The organism is Metasolibacillus meyeri, from assembly GCF_003049505.1.
Lineage (GTDB): Bacteria > Bacillota > Bacilli > Bacillales_A > Planococcaceae > Metasolibacillus > Metasolibacillus meyeri.
In genome coordinates this window covers 33,792-51,909 of record NZ_PYWN01000075.1, presented here as the reverse complement: position 1 = coordinate 51,909, position 18,118 = coordinate 33,792, and the positions used below count along the sequence as shown (strand labels likewise).

The following is an 18,118-nucleotide window of genomic DNA, read 5'->3' as shown; positions in this document are numbered from 1 at the left end:
CTTTAGACGTGGGCCAGTACCCCAGCGTTTCACGCGCAGAGAAAACCACCAGTTTTACTGGTGGTTTTTATTCATTTCAATGGGCAAAATCCACAGGCTATTAAACCAGGAATATCCTTTGATTGGCAGCAGCTTTTGCGAACGGGTGTATTTAACAACTGGGAAGGATGCTTACCGCCTGTGTAATTTAAAAACAGTGATTTATCGGAAATGTAGTTCCACACTTTTGTTTCTTCAAGTATTTCAATGTCCTCGTATGCTCGGTCAGCTAATGCTGGATTCTCGAGCAAGGTATGGTAATGCCATATAAGGTAGCCAAAAATATTTTCCCACATAATGAGCGGTGAAATAGATGTTGTTTTGCGTAGCTGCTGAATAATTTCAAAAGTTTGTTTATATAATATTTTGTGGATAACAGTTTCGCGTTCGTTATCTTCCACATAGCGAAAATCATTTGCTGTAATAAATGTACCAAGCGTATTGATACCATATTCGTGAACGAGTGCGAAGCGAATGTCCTCTAGTTTTCCGTCCCAAACTTCATCATAAACGGCTAACATATAAAATTGCATGGCAACGAACATACCGTAGCGACGAGTGAAATGAGAAATAGCGGCTGTTTCTGTGGCAGCCTGTGTAATGCCCATCATTAAGTTGCGAAAATCAGTTAAATAAAAATCTTTTTGTAAATTAGCTACAGTAAATAAAGGGCGTTCAGGATTCTCGGTATAGATACTATAAGCATTTAATTGACGTATTTGATCATAGGATAATGTGGGCATAAACTCACCTTTTTCAACTATCATAACATTTTTTAAGATGAAAATAAAAATTGCACAAATACTGTTGACAAGTTAAATGAAAACGATTATCATTATCATTGTAAGCATTACTCATATGCAATACAGTGCTTATGAGCTTGAACTTTAGCTACTTTTCTCCAGAAGTTCGCTAGTTCAAAAAATACGTTCTACCCCCCTCATTTTAGAACGTAATTTTTTACCCTTTATATTTTCTTCAAAGCTTCTCTTTTGAGAGCCAAATTGAGCCGATCCCTAGCCATAGGATCGGCATTTTTTTATGGAATAAGAAAAGCGCCAATAAAACGTCTAAATTCGCCAATAGAATTAAGAAAAGCGCCAATAGAATGTTAAAAGGCGCCAATAAAAACATGAAAACCGCCAATAAACATCATTTGGCGGCGATCAAATTGCGCTTTGCTGCAAGCATTGTATGATAACTATGTAGCAGCATCCCGATAATAATAATTGCTAATCCAACCAGCGCGATAGGTGTCGGAAGGGGAATGCCTAATAATAGCATTTCGCCAATAATAACAAAGGCTACTTCAGTTGATTGTGTTGCTTCTACTGCAGCTAGCTTCCCTTGATTATCACGCACACGGTCAGTGGCGATAAAGAATAATGTCGTTGCGATCACCCCTGAGCTTACCCCTACTAATAACGACTGGAATAGTTGACTGCTTGAAGGGAATCCGACAGTCATAGCAGCATAGATAGCCATAATAATCCATGCAGGTAAGGAAGCAATTGTCATGCCGAGCACCCGTTGAAATGTATCAATGCGTCCACCACACACATCCATCATTTTTCGGTTGCCGAGTGGATAAGCAAATGCTGCAATGAGCACTGGAAAAATGCCAAGTAAAAGTGCGGTTGTTGATACGGATTTGGCGTGCGGAATTTGAATTAATAAGATACCAATTAAGATAACACATGAAATGAGCAATGATATCATCGGAATTTTTTGGCGAATTTTTTGACCTGCAATGACCGTGATAAAAAGTGGTGCAAGCAATACCCCTGCAACAATTGTAAACTGCCAAGTGCCTGAAACAAGCCAGCCAGGACCGTATGCCGCTGCGAAAGTCAATGGTGCATAAAATAATACAAAGCCAACAAAGCTCCAGACAAACCATTGCCGAGGATGTGTCTTCATTTCATTATGTAATTGTCGATAATTTTTTCGGTAAAGAACAATAGCAATTAGGAATGGTAGCATAAAGAAATAACGTAGGGAGGCGCTCCATAGCCAACTACCGCCATCTAATTCCATCGAGTGATTTAAAATAAATGTAAATGCAAAAAACAGAGCCGCAATAATGCCGATTAGAATTTCTTTCATTTATTTAGACACCTCCTTTATCACTGAATATTCTGAACGTATAACCGAAGAAAAATGCTAGCCATTATGCTAGCGTTTTTCCTGAATTATTAGGCGCGTGCTTCAAATGCTTGCACGATTTCTAAAATAACTTCTGTTGCTTTTTCCATCGTTTCTGCTGATACGTATTCGAATTTACCGTGCATGTTTTCGCCACCTGCGAAAATATTTGGTGTTGGCAAGCCCATGTAAGACAGCTGTGAACCGTCTGTACCACCACGGATAGGCTCGACAACTGGTGTAATACCAAGTTTTGTCATTGCCTCTTTTGCGATATCTACGATTTCCATCACAGGCTCGATTTTTTCGCCCATATTGAAATATTGGTCTTCGATTTCTACTGTAATCGCATCTTCGCCAAACTGTGCTTTCATTTTTTTCTCTGCTTCGATAAAGTGTGCTTTTTTCTCTTCGAATTTTGCACGATCGTGGTCGCGAATAATATAGCTTAATGTTGCTTCCTCGATACGCCCATTAAAGCTCATTAAGTGGATAAAGCCTTCATAGCCTTCTGTTTTTTCTGGTACTTGGTCAACTGGCATTTCGTTTTGAAATTTAATTGCCATTGTTGTTGCGTTGACCATTTTATCTTTTGCAGAGCCCGGGTGTACACTTGTACCACGTGTCGTTACTTTAACACCAGCTGCATTAAAGCTTTCATATTGAAGCTCACCAAGTGGGCCACCATCTAATGTGTAAGCATATTTTGCGTCAAATGCTTCTACATCAAATTTATGTGGGCCGCGACCGATTTCCTCATCTGGTGTGAAGGCAACGCGAATTTTGCCATGCTTAATTTCAGGGTGCTGCACTAAATATTCCATTGCTGTCACGATTTCTGCGATTCCTGCTTTATCATCAGCCCCAAGAAGCGTTGTGCCATCCGTTGTAATTAAAGTTTGACCAATATAATTTTTCAAGTTAGGGAAGTAGCTCGTTGACATTACCAGCTGCTCATTTAATTGAATGTCGCCACCATCGTAATTATCGATGCGCTGTGGATTAACATTCGTACCTGAGAAGTCAGGTGTTGAGTCAACGTGTGCAAGGAAGCCTAATGTTGGTACATTATCTTTCTCTGTGTTCGCTGGTAATGTTGCGAATAAATAGCCATTCTCATCTAATGTAATATCAGTTAAGCCAATTGCTGCTAGTTCATCTTTTAAGACGTTTAATAAATCAAATTGCTTCATTGTAGAAGGTGTTGTTGTACTTGTGAAATCCGATTGTGTGTCGATTTTCGCATAGCGAATTAAACGTTCGATTAATTGTTCTTTCATGGAAATAATCCCCCTTGTTATCATGCTTCTACGCTATTGTATCACTTTATTTCGCAGTGCGGAATATTGAACGATGCTTAGTGCGATAAATAATTGTGCGCCGTAATAAGTTGCCATAATCAATATATGTGAGTATGGAATATCTGTAATAAAGCGGTTGATTGCTAAAATTGAATCTGATGAAATAAATAAAAGTGCACCAATGATGGCAAAGCGGCTCGCTGTACGGAATGAATTCCAGCCCATTAATAAAATTGCTGTAATATAAGCGCAAACTGCTACAGCTAAAACATAGCTGCCATCAGGTAAAAGAGAGCTCATAAGCCACACCATCATAAACCCTCCATATGCAACTAACAGCATTTTGAAAGTGGTCGGAATTCGCCCCTCGTTTGTTTGCTGAAAGGCCACTATATAAAAAATATGTCCAATTAAAAAGCTAAAGAGTCCAACGATAAACCACTGTAATGTGTAATCGCCGATTGTACAAAAAATAAGCCCACCGATAATAATCGCTTTATATTTCCTTTCTCCATTTGAGCGTATGGCTAAAAAAATCAGCAAAATCATCGGAATTAATTTGAACACCATCTGTAGTGAAGACGCAATTGAATCAAAGAAAAAGATGTAATAAAGTCCGGAAATTGCGAATAAAAATAACACTATTTTTCTTTCCATCGAAATCCTCCTTCAATAATTTAAATGAAACTTTCATGCACCTCATACGTAAAACAAATAAGAGGTGATTATAGTGGGACAATTATTTATAACGGTGCTAATTGCTGCGATTGTAATGACAATTTTAGTCGTGCCATTAACAAAAAAAATAGCAAAGGGCGAGTTAACTAGCAAGCAATATAGTACACTTTTAACTTCCGTTTTTTTAGGTAGTTTAAGTTTAACATTTTTAACGGTATATATTTCAAAAATTGATTTACATTGGACGGTATTTTTATATGTTGTGCCTGTAGTTGCTTTAGTAGGTGCATTATTTGCAACGGGCGCTGAGCAGAAGCTAAAATCGGTAGTAACATTGCTATCGATTATAGCTGTTGCTTATTTGCTAGCAGCTCCAATTTTTAATGCAGAAAAAAAATATCAATCTTCTGAAATGGAGGAGCAAGTTGAAATTCAGCCATTTGATGAATCAAAAACACCAGCAAGTGTACCTCCAAAGTTTGTGAAAAATAAAATGAAAAAGGCGTTTGGGCAAGTACCAAACACAAGCTATTATGAGCTAGGTCGCTTGCAAATACAAAAGGTGAATGGTGAATATGTTTATATTGCACCAGTGGAGTTTTCAGGATTATTTAAATGGTTTAATGGTAAAACAACGCCAGGTTACTTTGTAATGAGTGCTACAGACTCAAGTGATAATCCAAAATTCATGGCACATGACATGGCCTATGTACCATCCGCTTATTTTAATAAAAATTTAGAGCGCCATATACGCTTACAATACCCAACATTAATTTTTTATGGTGATGTGCAGCTAGAAATTGATGATGACGGTGTACCTTATTATATTCGCACATATGGTGATTTTATTTCTGCACGTAATGGCTTTGATGTACGAGGAATTGTGAAGGTTGATGCGAAAACAGGACAATCAGAGAAAATTGCATTAGCAGATGTGCCAGAATTTATTGATGGTGCAATTTCACCAGAGGCAGTTAGCTTACAAAATAGCTATTACGGCAACTATGTGCATGGCTTTTGGAATAGTTTATTTGGCAAAAAAGATGTCAAACTTCCATCGGATGAAGGAACAGAGGCAAATGTAAGTCCTGTCTTTATGGAAGATGGAGAAATGTATTATTTCACAGATTTCTCAAGCCCAAAAGAGGGTGTTGACTCAATGCTTGGCTATTCTTTAACACATGCAAGAACGGGTCAAGCAACGTATTACACAGGCAATTTAGAAGAATCTTATATGGATTCGCAAGGTGCATTAGACATTATCGAGAAAAAGTTTATCGAAAAAGAGTGGGAAGGCGAAATGCCAATTTTGTATAACTTCTACGGTGAAGCAAGCTGGCTATCAGCCGTGTTAGATTCGAACGGCTTCCTACAAAATTACTTTATCGTATCTGCGGCGAATCCAGAAATTTCAGCATTTGCTTTTACACCGAATGAAGCGTTGAAGCAATATAAAACAGCGCTTAGTCGTGGTGGTAGTACAGTAGATGGCTCTTCTAACGCGAAGGAAGTGCAGTTGAGAGCGAAGGTTGTGCGCGTATATAAAGAGCGCGTTGGCGATTTTACGATTGTATCGTTTATGGTAGATAATGGAGGGAATTTCATTGTCAGTTCAGAAGCAGCACCACTTGCTATTTATTTAGAGCAGGGGGATGAAGTGATGATGACTTACTATGCAACAGGTGAGCAATTCCAGCCAATTAAGCAGCTTGAAGTTGTAAATATGGGAAATAATTGAAAAGCTATCGAGAAATGAGGGATAACCTCTATTTCTCGATAGCTTTTTTCTAAAAAAATGCCTAGATATCGCTATTTTGAAAGGTTTTTTGACGAAAAATGTCGAAATATGTAGTATACTAGCATATTTGTATTTTTCCTAATAAGAAATGCTAGCTAAAAAACCAATGGGGAGCAATGCTTATGAAAATTAAATCGATGTTAATGATGGTTTCAGCAATTGCGGTAATTTTATTTGTTGTTAATGCAGCTAGTTTAGTTTTTTTAGTACAAAGCACTAAACAACAAGTGCAAGCATTCCAAACGAAAAGTACAGTGCTTCAATTAAAAGAAGAGCTTGTTGTTGTATCCGATAATTTAACAACAGATGCGCGTGCTTATGTAACTACAGGGGATAAGATATTTTATGATGCATATATGAAAGAAGTAAATGACACACAAACATATGCTCAAATCATTGCTCAATTTGAAGAAATACTACCAGAAAGTTTATTGGCGATTGTACGTAATGTACAGCTAGAATCAGGGAATTTAGCTCAAATAGAACAACAAGGCTTCCAACTGATGCAGCAAAGAAACCAACAAAGTGCTGTAGAAATGATGTATGATGCCACTTATTTTGAAGGAAAAGACCGCATTAATGGTCATTTACAACAATTTCATACAGATATGACGAAATGGATTGATGAATTATCAACAACAGCTCAAAATCGAGTGACATTTAGTATGATTATTTTAATTTTATCTGTTATAGTGTCATCTTTATTTAGTATAATTGCAAGCGTTTTCATTATTTCCAAAATTAAGCCGCTGTTTGCTGTAATTCAGCAAATTGAACAAGTGGCAGATGGTAATTTAATGGTTCAACCACTTGCTGTAAAAGAGGGGGCAAAGGATGAAATTTCTCAGCTATCTATCGCATTTAACACGATGTTTGAGAGCTTAAAGCGTACAATATTCACTGTTAATGAGGCCAGTATGGAATTATCAGCATCAACAGAGGAATTAAGTGTGAATGTCAGTCAATCAACAGGGGCTACAGAGCGTGTAACGGAGGCGACAGATGACATTGCTAGCGGAGCACAAACACAGCTTGAGCAAATACAAGAAAGTTCAAAGGCTATGATGGAAGTAGCGCAAGGGATTCAACATATTGCATCGGCAGCATCCGACGTAGCGACCTCATCGACAGAAGTATCTAAACAAGCAGAGGATGGGGGACAAGGCTTGCAGCATGCTATTGTTCAAATGCAGGAAGTTGATACAGCTGTAGATGAAGCCATGGCGTCTATCGAATCATTATCGATACAATCACAAGAAATAGAAAACATTGTAGAAACGATTACAGGTATTGCTGACCAAACTAACTTGTTGGCATTAAATGCTGCGATTGAGGCAGCAAGAGCAGGGGAAAGTGGCAAAGGTTTTGCCGTTGTGGCAGATGAGGTACGGAAGTTAGCAGAGCAATCAAGTAATTCGGCTAAGCAAATTGCGAATATTATTCATATGATCCAAGCGGACATGCAGACAACTGTACAACAAATGAACAAGGTCAATGATAAAGTGTCGGTTGGCACACAATCCATTACACATACAGGTACATCTTTTGAAACAATTATTCAGGCTGTACACACAGTAACCAATCAAATTCAAGAAGTTTCGGCGGTTTCTGAACAAATGGCAGCAAGTGCACAGCAAATTTCCGCGACATTTGATTCGTTGCAGGCGATTTCACAATCTTCAACAGAGGCATCTCAACAAGTAGCAATTTTATCAGAGGAACAACTTGCCTCTATGGAAGAAATTTCTTCAGCAACACAGATGCTCAATCAATTAGCTATGAATTTGAATAATGCAGTAGGGAAATTCCAATTATAATGATGGCAAATCCTTGCAACTTTCTGCTTATACGGAACGTCTATATAGCATAAGCAGAAAGTTGAAGGAGGTGTAGAATTGGAGAAAAGTGAAGTTGTAAGCTGGATTAAAACAATTGTATTTGCTGTTATACTAGCTGTTGGAATTCGCGTCTTTTTATTTACACCTGTTAATGTAGAGGGTGCTTCGATGATGCCTACATTTGAAGATGAGGAAAAAGTAATTGTTAATATTATCGGTCCTACTTTATTAGACTATAAGCGCTTTGATGTGATTGTTTTTAAAGCACCGAACGATGAAAACTTTATTAAACGCATTATTGGTTTACCTGGAGACAGCATCGAATATCGTGATGACGAGTTGTTTATTAATGGGGAGAAATTTGATGAACCATATTTAACTAGCAACAGAGAGGCTTTAGTAGACAGTGGAAATTTAACAGGGAACTTTACTCTGCAGGATGCGCTAGGTGAGGAGGTTGTACCTGAAGGTCATTATTTTGTACTTGGGGATAATCGTCGTAAAAGCTGGGATAGCCGTGATATACGAGTTGGCTTTGTCGCACAGGAAAAAATATTGGGTACAGTACCAGTCGTGGTTTGGCCGTTACCAAATGCGCGTATAATTAAAGAATGAGCTAAGTAGAAAGTAATGATTTACACATATACAAAGCAATTTCGCATGAATGTATTAAAAAGAACTGTAGGAAAAGTGCTCCCTACAGTTCTTTTTGTTCATCAATATATTTAAGCATTTTTTCGTAGCGCAGGAAAAGTTGCTCGTTTGTAAATAGTTGTAGCTTATCAAATGCTTGTTGCTGCTCTTGAACGAGTTGGCGTTCCTGTATAAAAGCGACAACAGGCTCATGTTGAAAAATATAGCGCAAATGGAATAGTTGAAGCATTGCGACTTCAGGGCTCTCTATATTGTAAGCAAATTTCATGTTCCAAACGGTTGTATAAGATATATATTGATTAATATAGGCCGTAGCATGTTTGTATGTCACTTCATCGATATTTTGTTGAATTTTTTTGTGAATATCTGCCAATGCTAAATTGATGTCAGCGATAGCGTAATAAAAGCGACGAATTGATTTTAATTGCTGGCGCTCTAACGATTTGGCGGCATGTCTATTTATCTGCATAAGCGAACACCCCTTAATACTCTCGTGTATTGTAGGTATATTTTAACATGAGCATAGTGCTACGTAAAATCGAAGTGAAGAGACATGGGCATCTCACAAGCGCTATTATTTCCATGTAAATCCTTGCTTAGCAAGGTAATCTTTAATGAATGGGCGTTTTTGATCAATTAAGTAATCAGCCATTTGCTTCGTCCATGTTGCTGTTTTTTGATTTGCTGAACGACTTGTATAATAACTTTCCATCATGGCATCATAGTCATCTAACAAAGTATCATATTTTGCTGTGTCATAGCTATCTTCATGCAATACAGCTGCAACAGGTAGACGTGGTTTTGTTTCATTACGTTTTGTCGGTGTTCCAATTGTCAGAGCGAATAATGGGAAAACATTTTCAGGTAGATTGAATAACTCACTAATTTCTGTTGGGTTGCTGCGTGCACCACCGATATAGCAAATCCCGTAGCCCTTTGCCTCTGCAGCAATGACGAAGTTTTGTGCGAATAAAGATACATCCACTATGCCAACGAGTAAGTTTTCCGCTGAATCTGTAACGATGTCTATGCCATGCTTTTGTCCTGCAACTTGTAGGCGTTTGAAATCAACGCAAAATAAAAATGAAGCACCAGCTGTTTGGAATTGAAATTCATTTCTAGATAATTCGCCAAGCTTTTTCTTTTTATCTTCATCCGTCACCCAAATGACGCTATATGCTTGAACAAAATGTGAGCTAGCCGCCATTTGTGCTGTTTCGATTAAATCTATTACCGTTTCCCGTGAGATTTGCTCCCCCGTATATTTGCGCACAGATGAATGACTGCGTAAAAGTTCTCTAGTATCCATTTCCATCCTCCTAAATACCTGTATTCTCCTCATATTTTATACTACTTATATCAAATAACCAATTATGTTGACTAAAAGCTATTGTCTCAAGCAATTTAAAAAATTTTGAAAATAATAGTTGACTTCTAGGTTTACAATGCTTTATACTCAATCTCAACGATGGAACATGAATCAAATACTCTTATCAAGAGCGGCGGAGGGACTAGGCCCTGCGATGCCCGGCAACCGGCAAGTGATGAACTTGCAAAGGTGCTAATTCCTACAGATTCAAGATGGAATCTGACAGATAAGGGGAGGAAAACTTGCTCATTTGCAAAACCCTCTTCTTAGGAAGAGGGTTTTTTGTTTTTCGACCCTCCTCAAAATCCACTAACCATCGAATAAATTTTAGGAGGAACATCATGTCAATACTACGTCCAGAAACACTGCTACTACACGGTGGGCAAAAGCCTGATCCAGTAACAGGAGCAATTGCAGTACCGATTTATCGTACAACTGCTTATGCATTTAATGACACTGCCCATGCGCAGCGACTATTTGCATTAGAAGAAGCGGGCAATATTTATTCTCGCATTATGAACCCGACAGTTGGAGCATTTGAAGAACGTGTTGCTTTATTAGAAAAGGGCACGGCAGCAGTAGCACTTTCTTCAGGAATGGCAGCTATTTCATTTTCTATTTTAAATATCGCTAGTGCAGGAGACCATATCGTATCAGCTGGCTCTTTATACGGCGGTACTTATAATTTATTTGCTACAACATTGCCACGCTATGGGATTACGACATCGTTTGTAGATGAGAGCGATCCAGAAAATTTCCGAGCGGCTATTAAAGAAAATACGAAAGCAATTTTTGCAGAAACAATTGGTAATCCAAGTTTACATGTGTTAGATATCGAAGCGGTTGCTAAAATTGCACATGAACATGATATTCCATTAATTATTGATAATACATTCCCTTCACCATATGGTTCTAACCCAATCGAATTTGGCGCAGATGTCGTCATCCATTCAGCGACAAAATGGATTGGTGGGCATGGTACGACAATTGGCGGTATCGTTGTCGATGCAGGGAAATTTGATTGGACACAGGGCAAGTTCCCAGGTTTTACAGAGCCAGATTTAACATATCACGGAATATGCTACGGAATTGACACAGCAGCGGCTGCATTTGCCACAAAGCTGCGTGTACAATTACTACGTGATTTTGGTCCGACATTGAGTGCGGACGCGGCATTTAATTTCTTACAAGGCTTAGAAACGCTTCATTTGCGTGTAGTAAGACATAATGAAAATGCTAAAAAAGTAGCGGAATATTTACGTAACCACCCATTTGTGGAATATGTAAATTACAATGGCTTTGAAGATGCTGACTCGCATTCATTGGCGACAAAGTATTTGAAAAATGGCTTTGGCTCTATTTTAACTTTCGGTATTAAAGGTGGTAGAGAGGCAGGACGTGCAGTGATTGATAGCGTACAATTATTCTCGCATGTAGCCAATGTCGGGGATGCACGCTCGCTTATTATTCATCCAGCATCTACAACACATCAGCAATTATCAACAGAGGAACTGAAAGTTGCTGGCGTATCAGAGGAGCTCATTCGCTTATCGATTGGTTTAGAGGCGGCAGAAGATATCATTGCAGATTTAGACCAAGCATTGCAGCAAATTTCGAAAGAGGCTTAACTAATGGGCTGTAGGCTGCATCATTTCGCAGTCGCAGCTTTCTAATTTAAAGTATAAAAAATTTAATACCTAGTATTTATATAAGAATTATTGACTTATTCGTTTTCATGAATTATAATAAAACCAACCAACTTGCAGGGAATTAAAATGATGAATCAAAGGAGTGTTGGACATGGGACGTACATATAGCGCGCAAAACATAGCATCGTATATCGTATATGATTTAAATGAAACATCTACATTCGTCAATGCGCAGGCAATTCAATCTGTATTAGCAATTGTGGAAAAGATGTGGATGAAAGTGTTTGGGCACAGTGCGTTCTTAGAAGCAACATGCGATTTATCGAATGGCTATATTGTAAAAGAAGTTTATGATGCATATGTGGAGCATGGCGATAATCATATTGCTTTGCCAGCGAAGGAGTGGTTTTTGCGCTACGGGGAATTCCAACTCATTCAGCGCACATACGCAGTGCCTGCATTCTCAGCGGTAGAGGAAAAAATCGTCCAATCGATTTTACAAAACTATCGCCGTAGACAGTTGACGCAAGTAAGTTGAGGTTTTCCTATTATAATAGAAGAAATTCCCCCATTTCTTTTATTTATATATTAAAAACGAAAGGAGTCATCTACCGTTAGATGGCTCCTTTTCTTGTCATTTAATAAAATTGAACACTGTAGAAAAACAAATGTACGTTTAAGGTAGAATTTCCTTGTAATATTATAAGTATTACGCTAGAATCACTATATAATAACTAGAACGATGTAATTAATGGTTTTTGTGCATAATGAGGGATATGCGCTATTTTATACTTTTTTCGGTTGTGAAAGGAAATTTGGAGGCGAATGATATAATGGCAACAGTGAAGGCAGCCATCCTCGGTTTTGGAACTGTGGGGCAAGGAATTTATCATATATTAAAGGAAAAGAAGCTGGAGCTTCAAGAGAAATTAGGGGTGGAGCTTGAAGTTGCAAAAATATTAGTAACAGATGCGAGTAAAGAGCGTGTACCGAACACATTGCATCTCATGACAGAAAGCATAGAGGATGTATTAGCAGAGCCGGGCTTGCAAATTGTTTTTGAAGCAATTGTCAATGAAGAGCCGGCATTTTCCTATTTAAAGCGTTTGGTAGAGCACAAATGTCACGTAATTACAGCGAATAAGGTGATGTTTGCAAAGCGCGGGCAGGAGCTTGAACAGCTTGCTAAAGAGCATGGAGTACGTGTAGGATATGAAGCCTCTGTAGCTGGTGGTGTACCTGTTATTAAAACATTAAAAAATGTGCTATTGGTTAATAATGCGCAGCGCATTCAAGGTATTTTAAATGGAACGACAAATTATATTTTTACGAAAATGCGTATCGAAAATGTGTCATTTGAGGACGCTTTACGCGAGGCACAGCAACTAGGCTATGCAGAAGCAGACCCATTCAATGATGTGTCAGGGCAAGACGCCTTCAAAAAACTAATGATTTTATCAAGCTTAGCATTCGGTGAACAGCCGAACTGGTCAGAAATAGATGTGATTGGTATTGATACAATTTCCTTGTCAGATGTGGAGGCTGCAAATGCGCAAGGCCTACGCTATCGTCATGTTGCAGAAATTGAGCGCTTAGCAGATGGAAAGCTTGTTGGGAAAGTAGCTCCTTTATTAGTAAATCAAGAGCATCCACTCTATCCAATTGATGATGTATATAATGCGGTAACTGTTGATACAGATTATATTGGCACACTGACGCTTGTTGGACCTGGGGCGGGCATGTATCCGACTGCGAGTGTAATGGTGGAAGATTACGCAGAAATTATGTTGCGAGGCGCAGGGCAGGCTGTGTGGATTTAAATAAGTGCCAGGCACAGAAACAATTCTGAATTGTTTCTGTGCCTGGCACTTTTAATCTTCATCCTTCACATCGATATCTTCAGGAATAGGTGTGCTTCGCCAAATATCAATTTCCTCTTTAATGCGCTCGATTTGTTCGTGATACGTATCGAATTGTCCACTATTTATTAAAAATTGCTCCCCATCATAAACCGCTTTAATGTGACCGTTGTGAATATAATATAAAATTTGTTCTTCTGGCATATTTAAATCTACCGCTGTTTGGGCTACAGTTTTATACATAAACGACATTTCCTTTCCATTTCTTCAGAAATTCTTAAGATTTACAATAAGCAATACTTCATTTTTATCCTTTATTATAACATTATAAGAGTTTGCAGTGAGGTGAACGATATGGCGAAATTAACTGTATTAGTAGTAGATGACGATCAAGATATTCGTGACGGTATCGAAATTTATTTGAAAAATGACGGCTACAATGTTTTGAAGGCCGCTGATGGTGTAGAGGCACTAGAAATGCTGTCACAGCATGAAGTACATTTAATTGTTTTAGACATTATGATGCCAAATATGGATGGTATCACAGCAACATTTAAAATTCGTGCTGAACGTAATATTCCTATTATTATGTTAAGTGCAAAGGCGGAGGATTCAGATAAAATTCATGGTTTATCTGTTGGCGCAGATGATTATATTACGAAGCCATTCCATCCATTAGAGCTAATGGCACGTGTGAAGTCACAGCTTCGTCGATATGTAGAGCTTGGAACATTTCAAAATAGCGAGGTACAGGTTGAAGGTTTAGAACTGGATGCTGCTGGTCGTCAAGTATTGAAAGATGGGGAACCTATCAAGTTGACACCAATCGAATATAAAATTACCGAGTTATTACTAAAAAATGTAGGGCGTGTTTTTTCCATTCAAGAAATTTATGAAATTGTCTGGAAGGAAGAGGCGTATAACGCCGAAAATATTGTTGCTGTCCACATCCGAAAAATCCGCGAAAAAATTGAGACAGATCCGAAAAATCCACGTTATTTAAAGGTTGTTTGGGGACTTGGCTACAAAATGGAAAAATAATGTTGCGCTAATTTGTACAATTATTAGTGCGGCAGCTAGTGTGATTGGCCTCATTTATATCGGGATATTTTTATGGGCAGCAAAGGCGGATTTAATCGACACATTGCAATTATTACGAAAACTTTTTTAGGAGGATAAAGGAATGAAGAAAGGGAGAGGCGCCCTTACACTTTTATTGATTTTCTGGACAATATTTGCGCTATTTTCTTTTTTAGAAAATGCCAATAGAATCATCGGTAAATCTTTTGTTACCTCAGATGAATTTGAATGGGAAGTAAATAGTTATTATCGGGATTTGTATGAAAATGTTTTAATAACATTTGATACAGAGATGGCAAAGAAACAAATAAAAGTAAGTAAGGAAGAAATTCGTCATTATCGCAATTATTACGGCTCATTGGAAGAGCAGGTAGAAAATATTGTTTCACAGTATGATTATCGCTTGCAAGATGAAGGTCTTTCTGATGAGGTAAAAGAAGTAGTAAAGCAAGAACGCGACCGAAAAATTGAAGAAATTAAGAAGAATTTTGCAGATGATGCGCATGTAGAAGCGAAAATACGTTCATTAAAAGAACAGATTATCGATAACTATGCTGAGGAAAAGGAAAGAGGTCGACGAAATTTCTTAGCATCAAGCAACTATAAAATGTTCAGCTATGATTTAGTAAATATTGATACGGGGCAGCGTTTTTTATATAACAGTACAGATGTGCCTGCAATATTTTTTGAAAAATTCCCAGATGGAGATGAGAATTATTTTCCACCGGTTTTAACTGGAAGCTATGAGTACACATCTGGAGGTTGGACTGAGGAGGTTAGTAGCTCTACTTCAACTAGAATGGATACAGAAATTTACATGGATGGAGCCTTTGAGGAAAGCTTCGCCTTATTAGATGGAAGTATCCCAATAACGTTAGAGCAGCCGAAATTTACAGGAACAATTGCCTTACCTAAAGCGGCATTAAAGAATACAGAGCTCAAAAGAAATTATGAAGGTTTTGAAACATTTAAAACTTTGACTTATTTTATATGGGTAACAGGTGTTATAACGCTACTATTATTAATCTTTTTAATACGTTCTAAAAAAACGGGGCTGCAGTCATTACTACCCAAGGAGAAATCATCATTTAGACAACTACCAATTGATTCATTACTTATTTTAGTTTTGGTAGGTGGTCTTTTCTCGATTAAAATGATTGAGATGATATTAAGTACACTTTATCAAGTATCCTACTCCATGGGAAATGGAGGCATAGCGTTTGTTATAGATTTGGTTATGATTTTAGCAATTGCTGTTCCAATGTTTACAGTCACTTTCATAGGCGCAATATGGCTGATGGATGGAATTCGTGATGTTGAGCGCTGGAAAAATGCGATGTTTTTCCACATTTGGCAGGCGGGGCAAGATGTCTTTTTAAACCGCTCGATTGGTATCCAAGTATTCGCAATGCTGATTATCTTTTTCCTTGCAGGGATAGGATTTGCAGGAGCGATGGTGCAAACAGAGCTTTTTGTTATTTATATACCGTTATTTTTATTTGTACTTATCCCGACACTTTATATCTTCTTACGTCGTATGGGCTACCTAAATCGTGTGATGAAGCAAACGGAAGATATGGCAGAAGGGCGTTTGACAAGCGATGTTGAGGTGACGGGGAAATCACCAATTGCAGAGCATGCAAAAAACTTAAATAAATTAAGAGATGGTGTTCGTACATCAATGACGGAGCAGGCGAAGAGCGAGCGTTTAAAAACCGAGCTGATTACGAATGTGAGCCATGATTTGCGCACACCGTTAACATCGATTATTACGTACACAGATTTATTGAAAAAACCAGATTTATCAGAGGAAGAGCGCAGTAAATATATCGATATACTAGATAAAAAATCAGCACGTTTGAAAACGTTAATTGAAGATTTATTCGATGTATCAAAAATGGCGAGTGGCAATGTTGAGCTATTGAAGCAGCGGGTTGACTTAGCGCAGTTGTTGCAACAAGCGATTGGTGAGCATGAAGAAGCGTTTGTGACGGCTAATTTAGATATGCGTATCAATATTGAAAGCCAGCCAATTTTCGCCTATGTTGATGGGCAAAAGTGGTGGCGTATCATTGATAATTTGATTGTCAATGCACAGAAATATTCATTAGAAGGCACACGAGTTTATATTACGTTAAAGCAACAAGGTGCAGAGGCAGAGCTTATTGTGAAAAATGTAGCGAAATATGAACTTGCTGAAAATGTAGAGGAGCTAACAGAGCGCTTCAAACGTGCGGATACATCGCGCCATACAGAAGGCTCAGGCTTAGGTTTAGCAATTGCACAATCCATCGTTGATTTGCACGGAGCGAGAATGAAAATTGAAGTGGATGGCGATTTGTTTAAAGTAACTGTTGCTGTACAAGTAGCATATTAAGAGATAGAGGTGTTTGAAAAGTGGGGTATTAGACCACTTTTCAAACACTTTTTACTGTTCTATACTAGGTTTTTCATTGTTTAGAGGTGATTTTGACTTTTTGAATAGGAAAATTTGCAGATAATTACTTGAAGTGGTGGTTTCTGGCGAAAAATCGTTAAATCATATTTTCTAAGACTTATATTTTTCTACATACAATTAGTAATGATATACTTTTGCATGATAAAAGAAACAGGAGGATATTCTACATTGCAATTTTTAATTGGTATATTAGTAGTTGTTATTTATAGTGGATTTACATTTTACATAGGTTGGAATTTGAATTTGTGGTTGGCATCAATCAAGATACATATACCGAATCTAATTTTTTGGCCTATTCTCTATCTAGCAGCATTTGGCTTTGTGTTAGGGAGAATTCATGAATACTTACGTCCATTATCAATTATAGGAAACTATTGGATGTTTGTTTTTGAGTATGGCTTAATTTTATGTATTATTGCCAATATCATTGTCTTTATAACGCCGCTAACAGCGCGTACGACAGGTAGTGTGGCGGTGTTGATTTTTATTGTGCTCTTTATTTATGGTACATACAATGCTTATTCGCCAGTTGTGCGAGAAACGACAATTAAAATGAATGTCGATCAGCCGATGAAGGTGGTATTAGCATCAGACTTCCATCTAGGTGTGTTGTCAAATAAGGCACATTTGCAAAGGTTTGTGACACTATCAAATGAACAAAACCCAGATGTTGTGTTATTAGCAGGGGATTTAGTAGACGATAAGCCAGACTTGTTTATCAAGAAGAACATGGGTGAAGTGATGGCGCAGCTAAAATCTACATATGGTGTATATGGGGTACTAGGTAATCATGAGTACTATGGAAATGCCATTTCAGAGATTGTTGATGAGCTAGAAAAAGCGAACGTAAAAATGCTGATGGATGAAACTATTTTAGTAGGGGAACGTTTCTATTTAACAGGGCAGGAAGATAAAACGAATAAGGCAAGAAAGGTGATTGCCGATTTGGCACCAACAGAACGAGATAAACCTTGGATTGTGATGAATCATACGCCTGATGATTTAAATTCACCTATGGAAGCAGGAGTGAATTTGCATGTATCAGGACATACCCATTTAGGGCAGCTATGGCCAAATAACTTTATTACGGATAAAGTGTTTGAGTTGGATTATGGCTATAAAAATAAAGAGGGGATGCATGCACTTGTTTCAAGTGGCTTTGGTTTTTGGGGTCCACCAATGCGCATAGGTAGCCAATCGGAGCTATGGGTCATTCATATTGAACCTAATTAATTGAAATTGGAGGAGTT

The 18,118-nt window shown here is 38.0% G+C and carries 17 protein-coding genes and 1 riboswitch; of the genes, 10 read left to right on the top strand and 7 right to left on the bottom strand.

Annotated features, from left to right (window positions below):
• Positions 1-71: 71 nt before the first annotated feature.
• The 4 genes from C9J34_RS11760 to C9J34_RS11745 form a co-directional block, all read right to left on the bottom strand.
• Positions 72-782, bottom strand: a complete 711-nt coding sequence (locus tag C9J34_RS11760; RefSeq protein WP_107840070.1) for a Fe-S oxidoreductase — start codon at positions 780-782, stop codon at positions 72-74.
• A gap of 409 nt (positions 783-1,191) precedes the next feature.
• Entirely contained in the window at positions 1,192-2,145 is a 954-nt protein-coding gene (locus C9J34_RS11755) for a DMT family transporter (RefSeq protein WP_107840069.1), read from the bottom strand.
• An 89-nt stretch (positions 2,146-2,234) separates the two neighbouring features.
• On the bottom strand, positions 2,235-3,464 hold the full coding sequence (gene pepT, locus C9J34_RS11750; protein WP_107840068.1) for a peptidase T: 1,230 nt from the start codon (positions 3,462-3,464) through the stop codon (positions 2,235-2,237).
• 33 nt (positions 3,465-3,497) lie between these two features.
• Positions 3,498-4,142, bottom strand: a complete 645-nt coding sequence (locus tag C9J34_RS11745; RefSeq protein WP_107840067.1) for a lysoplasmalogenase — start codon at positions 4,140-4,142, stop codon at positions 3,498-3,500.
• A gap of 73 nt (positions 4,143-4,215) precedes the next feature.
• Between C9J34_RS11745 and C9J34_RS11740 the strand changes: the two genes are divergently transcribed.
• From C9J34_RS11740 to lepB, 3 genes are all read left to right on the top strand, one after another.
• Positions 4,216-5,901 (top strand): hypothetical protein, encoded by a 1,686-nt coding sequence (locus tag C9J34_RS11740; protein ID WP_107840066.1) that lies wholly within the window; start codon positions 4,216-4,218, stop codon positions 5,899-5,901.
• Between the two features lie 182 nt (positions 5,902-6,083).
• Complete coding sequence (locus C9J34_RS11735) at positions 6,084-7,778, top strand: methyl-accepting chemotaxis protein (RefSeq protein WP_193768981.1); 1,695 nt, start codon at positions 6,084-6,086, stop codon at positions 7,776-7,778.
• Between the two features lie 78 nt (positions 7,779-7,856).
• Positions 7,857-8,414: a signal peptidase I gene (gene lepB / locus C9J34_RS11730; RefSeq protein WP_107840064.1), complete on the top strand. Its 558-nt coding sequence runs from the start codon at positions 7,857-7,859 to the stop codon at positions 8,412-8,414.
• A gap of 82 nt (positions 8,415-8,496) precedes the next feature.
• Here the strand turns inward: lepB and C9J34_RS11725 are convergent, their stop codons facing one another.
• A complete protein-coding gene (locus C9J34_RS11725; protein ID WP_107840063.1) occupies positions 8,497-8,922 on the bottom strand; it encodes a hypothetical protein in 426 nt (141 codons plus the stop codon).
• Between the two features lie 105 nt (positions 8,923-9,027).
• On the bottom strand, positions 9,028-9,762 hold the full coding sequence (nfsA, locus tag C9J34_RS11720; protein ID WP_107840062.1) for an oxygen-insensitive NADPH nitroreductase: 735 nt from the start codon (positions 9,760-9,762) through the stop codon (positions 9,028-9,030).
• A gap of 178 nt (positions 9,763-9,940) precedes the next feature.
• Positions 9,941-10,055, top strand: a riboswitch (SAM riboswitch).
• Positions 10,056-10,163: 108 nt separating this feature from the next.
• Here nfsA and C9J34_RS11715 point away from each other — a divergent pair.
• The 3 genes from C9J34_RS11715 to C9J34_RS11705 all read left to right on the top strand — a co-directional run bounded on the left by C9J34_RS11715 (position 10,164) and on the right by C9J34_RS11705 (position 13,291).
• A complete protein-coding gene (locus tag C9J34_RS11715; protein ID WP_107840061.1) occupies positions 10,164-11,450 on the top strand; it encodes an O-acetylhomoserine aminocarboxypropyltransferase/cysteine synthase family protein in 1,287 nt (428 codons plus the stop codon).
• A gap of 172 nt (positions 11,451-11,622) precedes the next feature.
• The gene (locus C9J34_RS11710) at positions 11,623-12,009 is read left to right on the top strand and encodes a hypothetical protein (RefSeq protein ID WP_107840060.1); all 387 of its coding nucleotides are present in this window, start codon (positions 11,623-11,625) and stop codon (positions 12,007-12,009) included.
• 295 nt (positions 12,010-12,304) lie between these two features.
• Entirely contained in the window at positions 12,305-13,291 is a 987-nt protein-coding gene (locus C9J34_RS11705) for a homoserine dehydrogenase (RefSeq protein WP_107840059.1), read from the top strand.
• 51 nt (positions 13,292-13,342) lie between these two features.
• Here the strand turns inward: C9J34_RS11705 and C9J34_RS11700 are convergent, their stop codons facing one another.
• The gene (locus tag C9J34_RS11700) at positions 13,343-13,573 is read right to left on the bottom strand and encodes a MerR family transcriptional regulator (protein WP_107840058.1); all 231 of its coding nucleotides are present in this window, start codon (positions 13,571-13,573) and stop codon (positions 13,343-13,345) included.
• A gap of 111 nt (positions 13,574-13,684) precedes the next feature.
• Between C9J34_RS11700 and C9J34_RS11695 the strand changes: the two genes are divergently transcribed.
• The 4 genes from C9J34_RS11695 to C9J34_RS11685 all read left to right on the top strand — a co-directional run bounded on the left by C9J34_RS11695 (position 13,685) and on the right by C9J34_RS11685 (position 18,101).
• On the top strand, positions 13,685-14,371 hold the full coding sequence (locus C9J34_RS11695; RefSeq protein WP_107840057.1) for a response regulator transcription factor: 687 nt from the start codon (positions 13,685-13,687) through the stop codon (positions 14,369-14,371).
• On the top strand, positions 14,349-14,501 hold the full coding sequence (locus C9J34_RS21950) for a hypothetical protein (protein WP_193768980.1): 153 nt from the start codon (positions 14,349-14,351) through the stop codon (positions 14,499-14,501). The genes C9J34_RS11695 and C9J34_RS21950 overlap by 23 nt, the downstream gene beginning before the upstream one ends.
• A gap of 12 nt (positions 14,502-14,513) precedes the next feature.
• Positions 14,514-16,787, top strand: coding sequence for a HAMP domain-containing sensor histidine kinase (locus tag C9J34_RS11690; protein WP_107840056.1), 2,274 nt, complete (start codon positions 14,514-14,516; stop codon positions 16,785-16,787).
• A 249-nt stretch (positions 16,788-17,036) separates the two neighbouring features.
• On the top strand, positions 17,037-18,101 hold the full coding sequence (locus C9J34_RS11685; protein ID WP_107840055.1) for a metallophosphoesterase: 1,065 nt from the start codon (positions 17,037-17,039) through the stop codon (positions 18,099-18,101).
• The last annotated feature ends 17 nt before the right edge of the window (positions 18,102-18,118 follow it).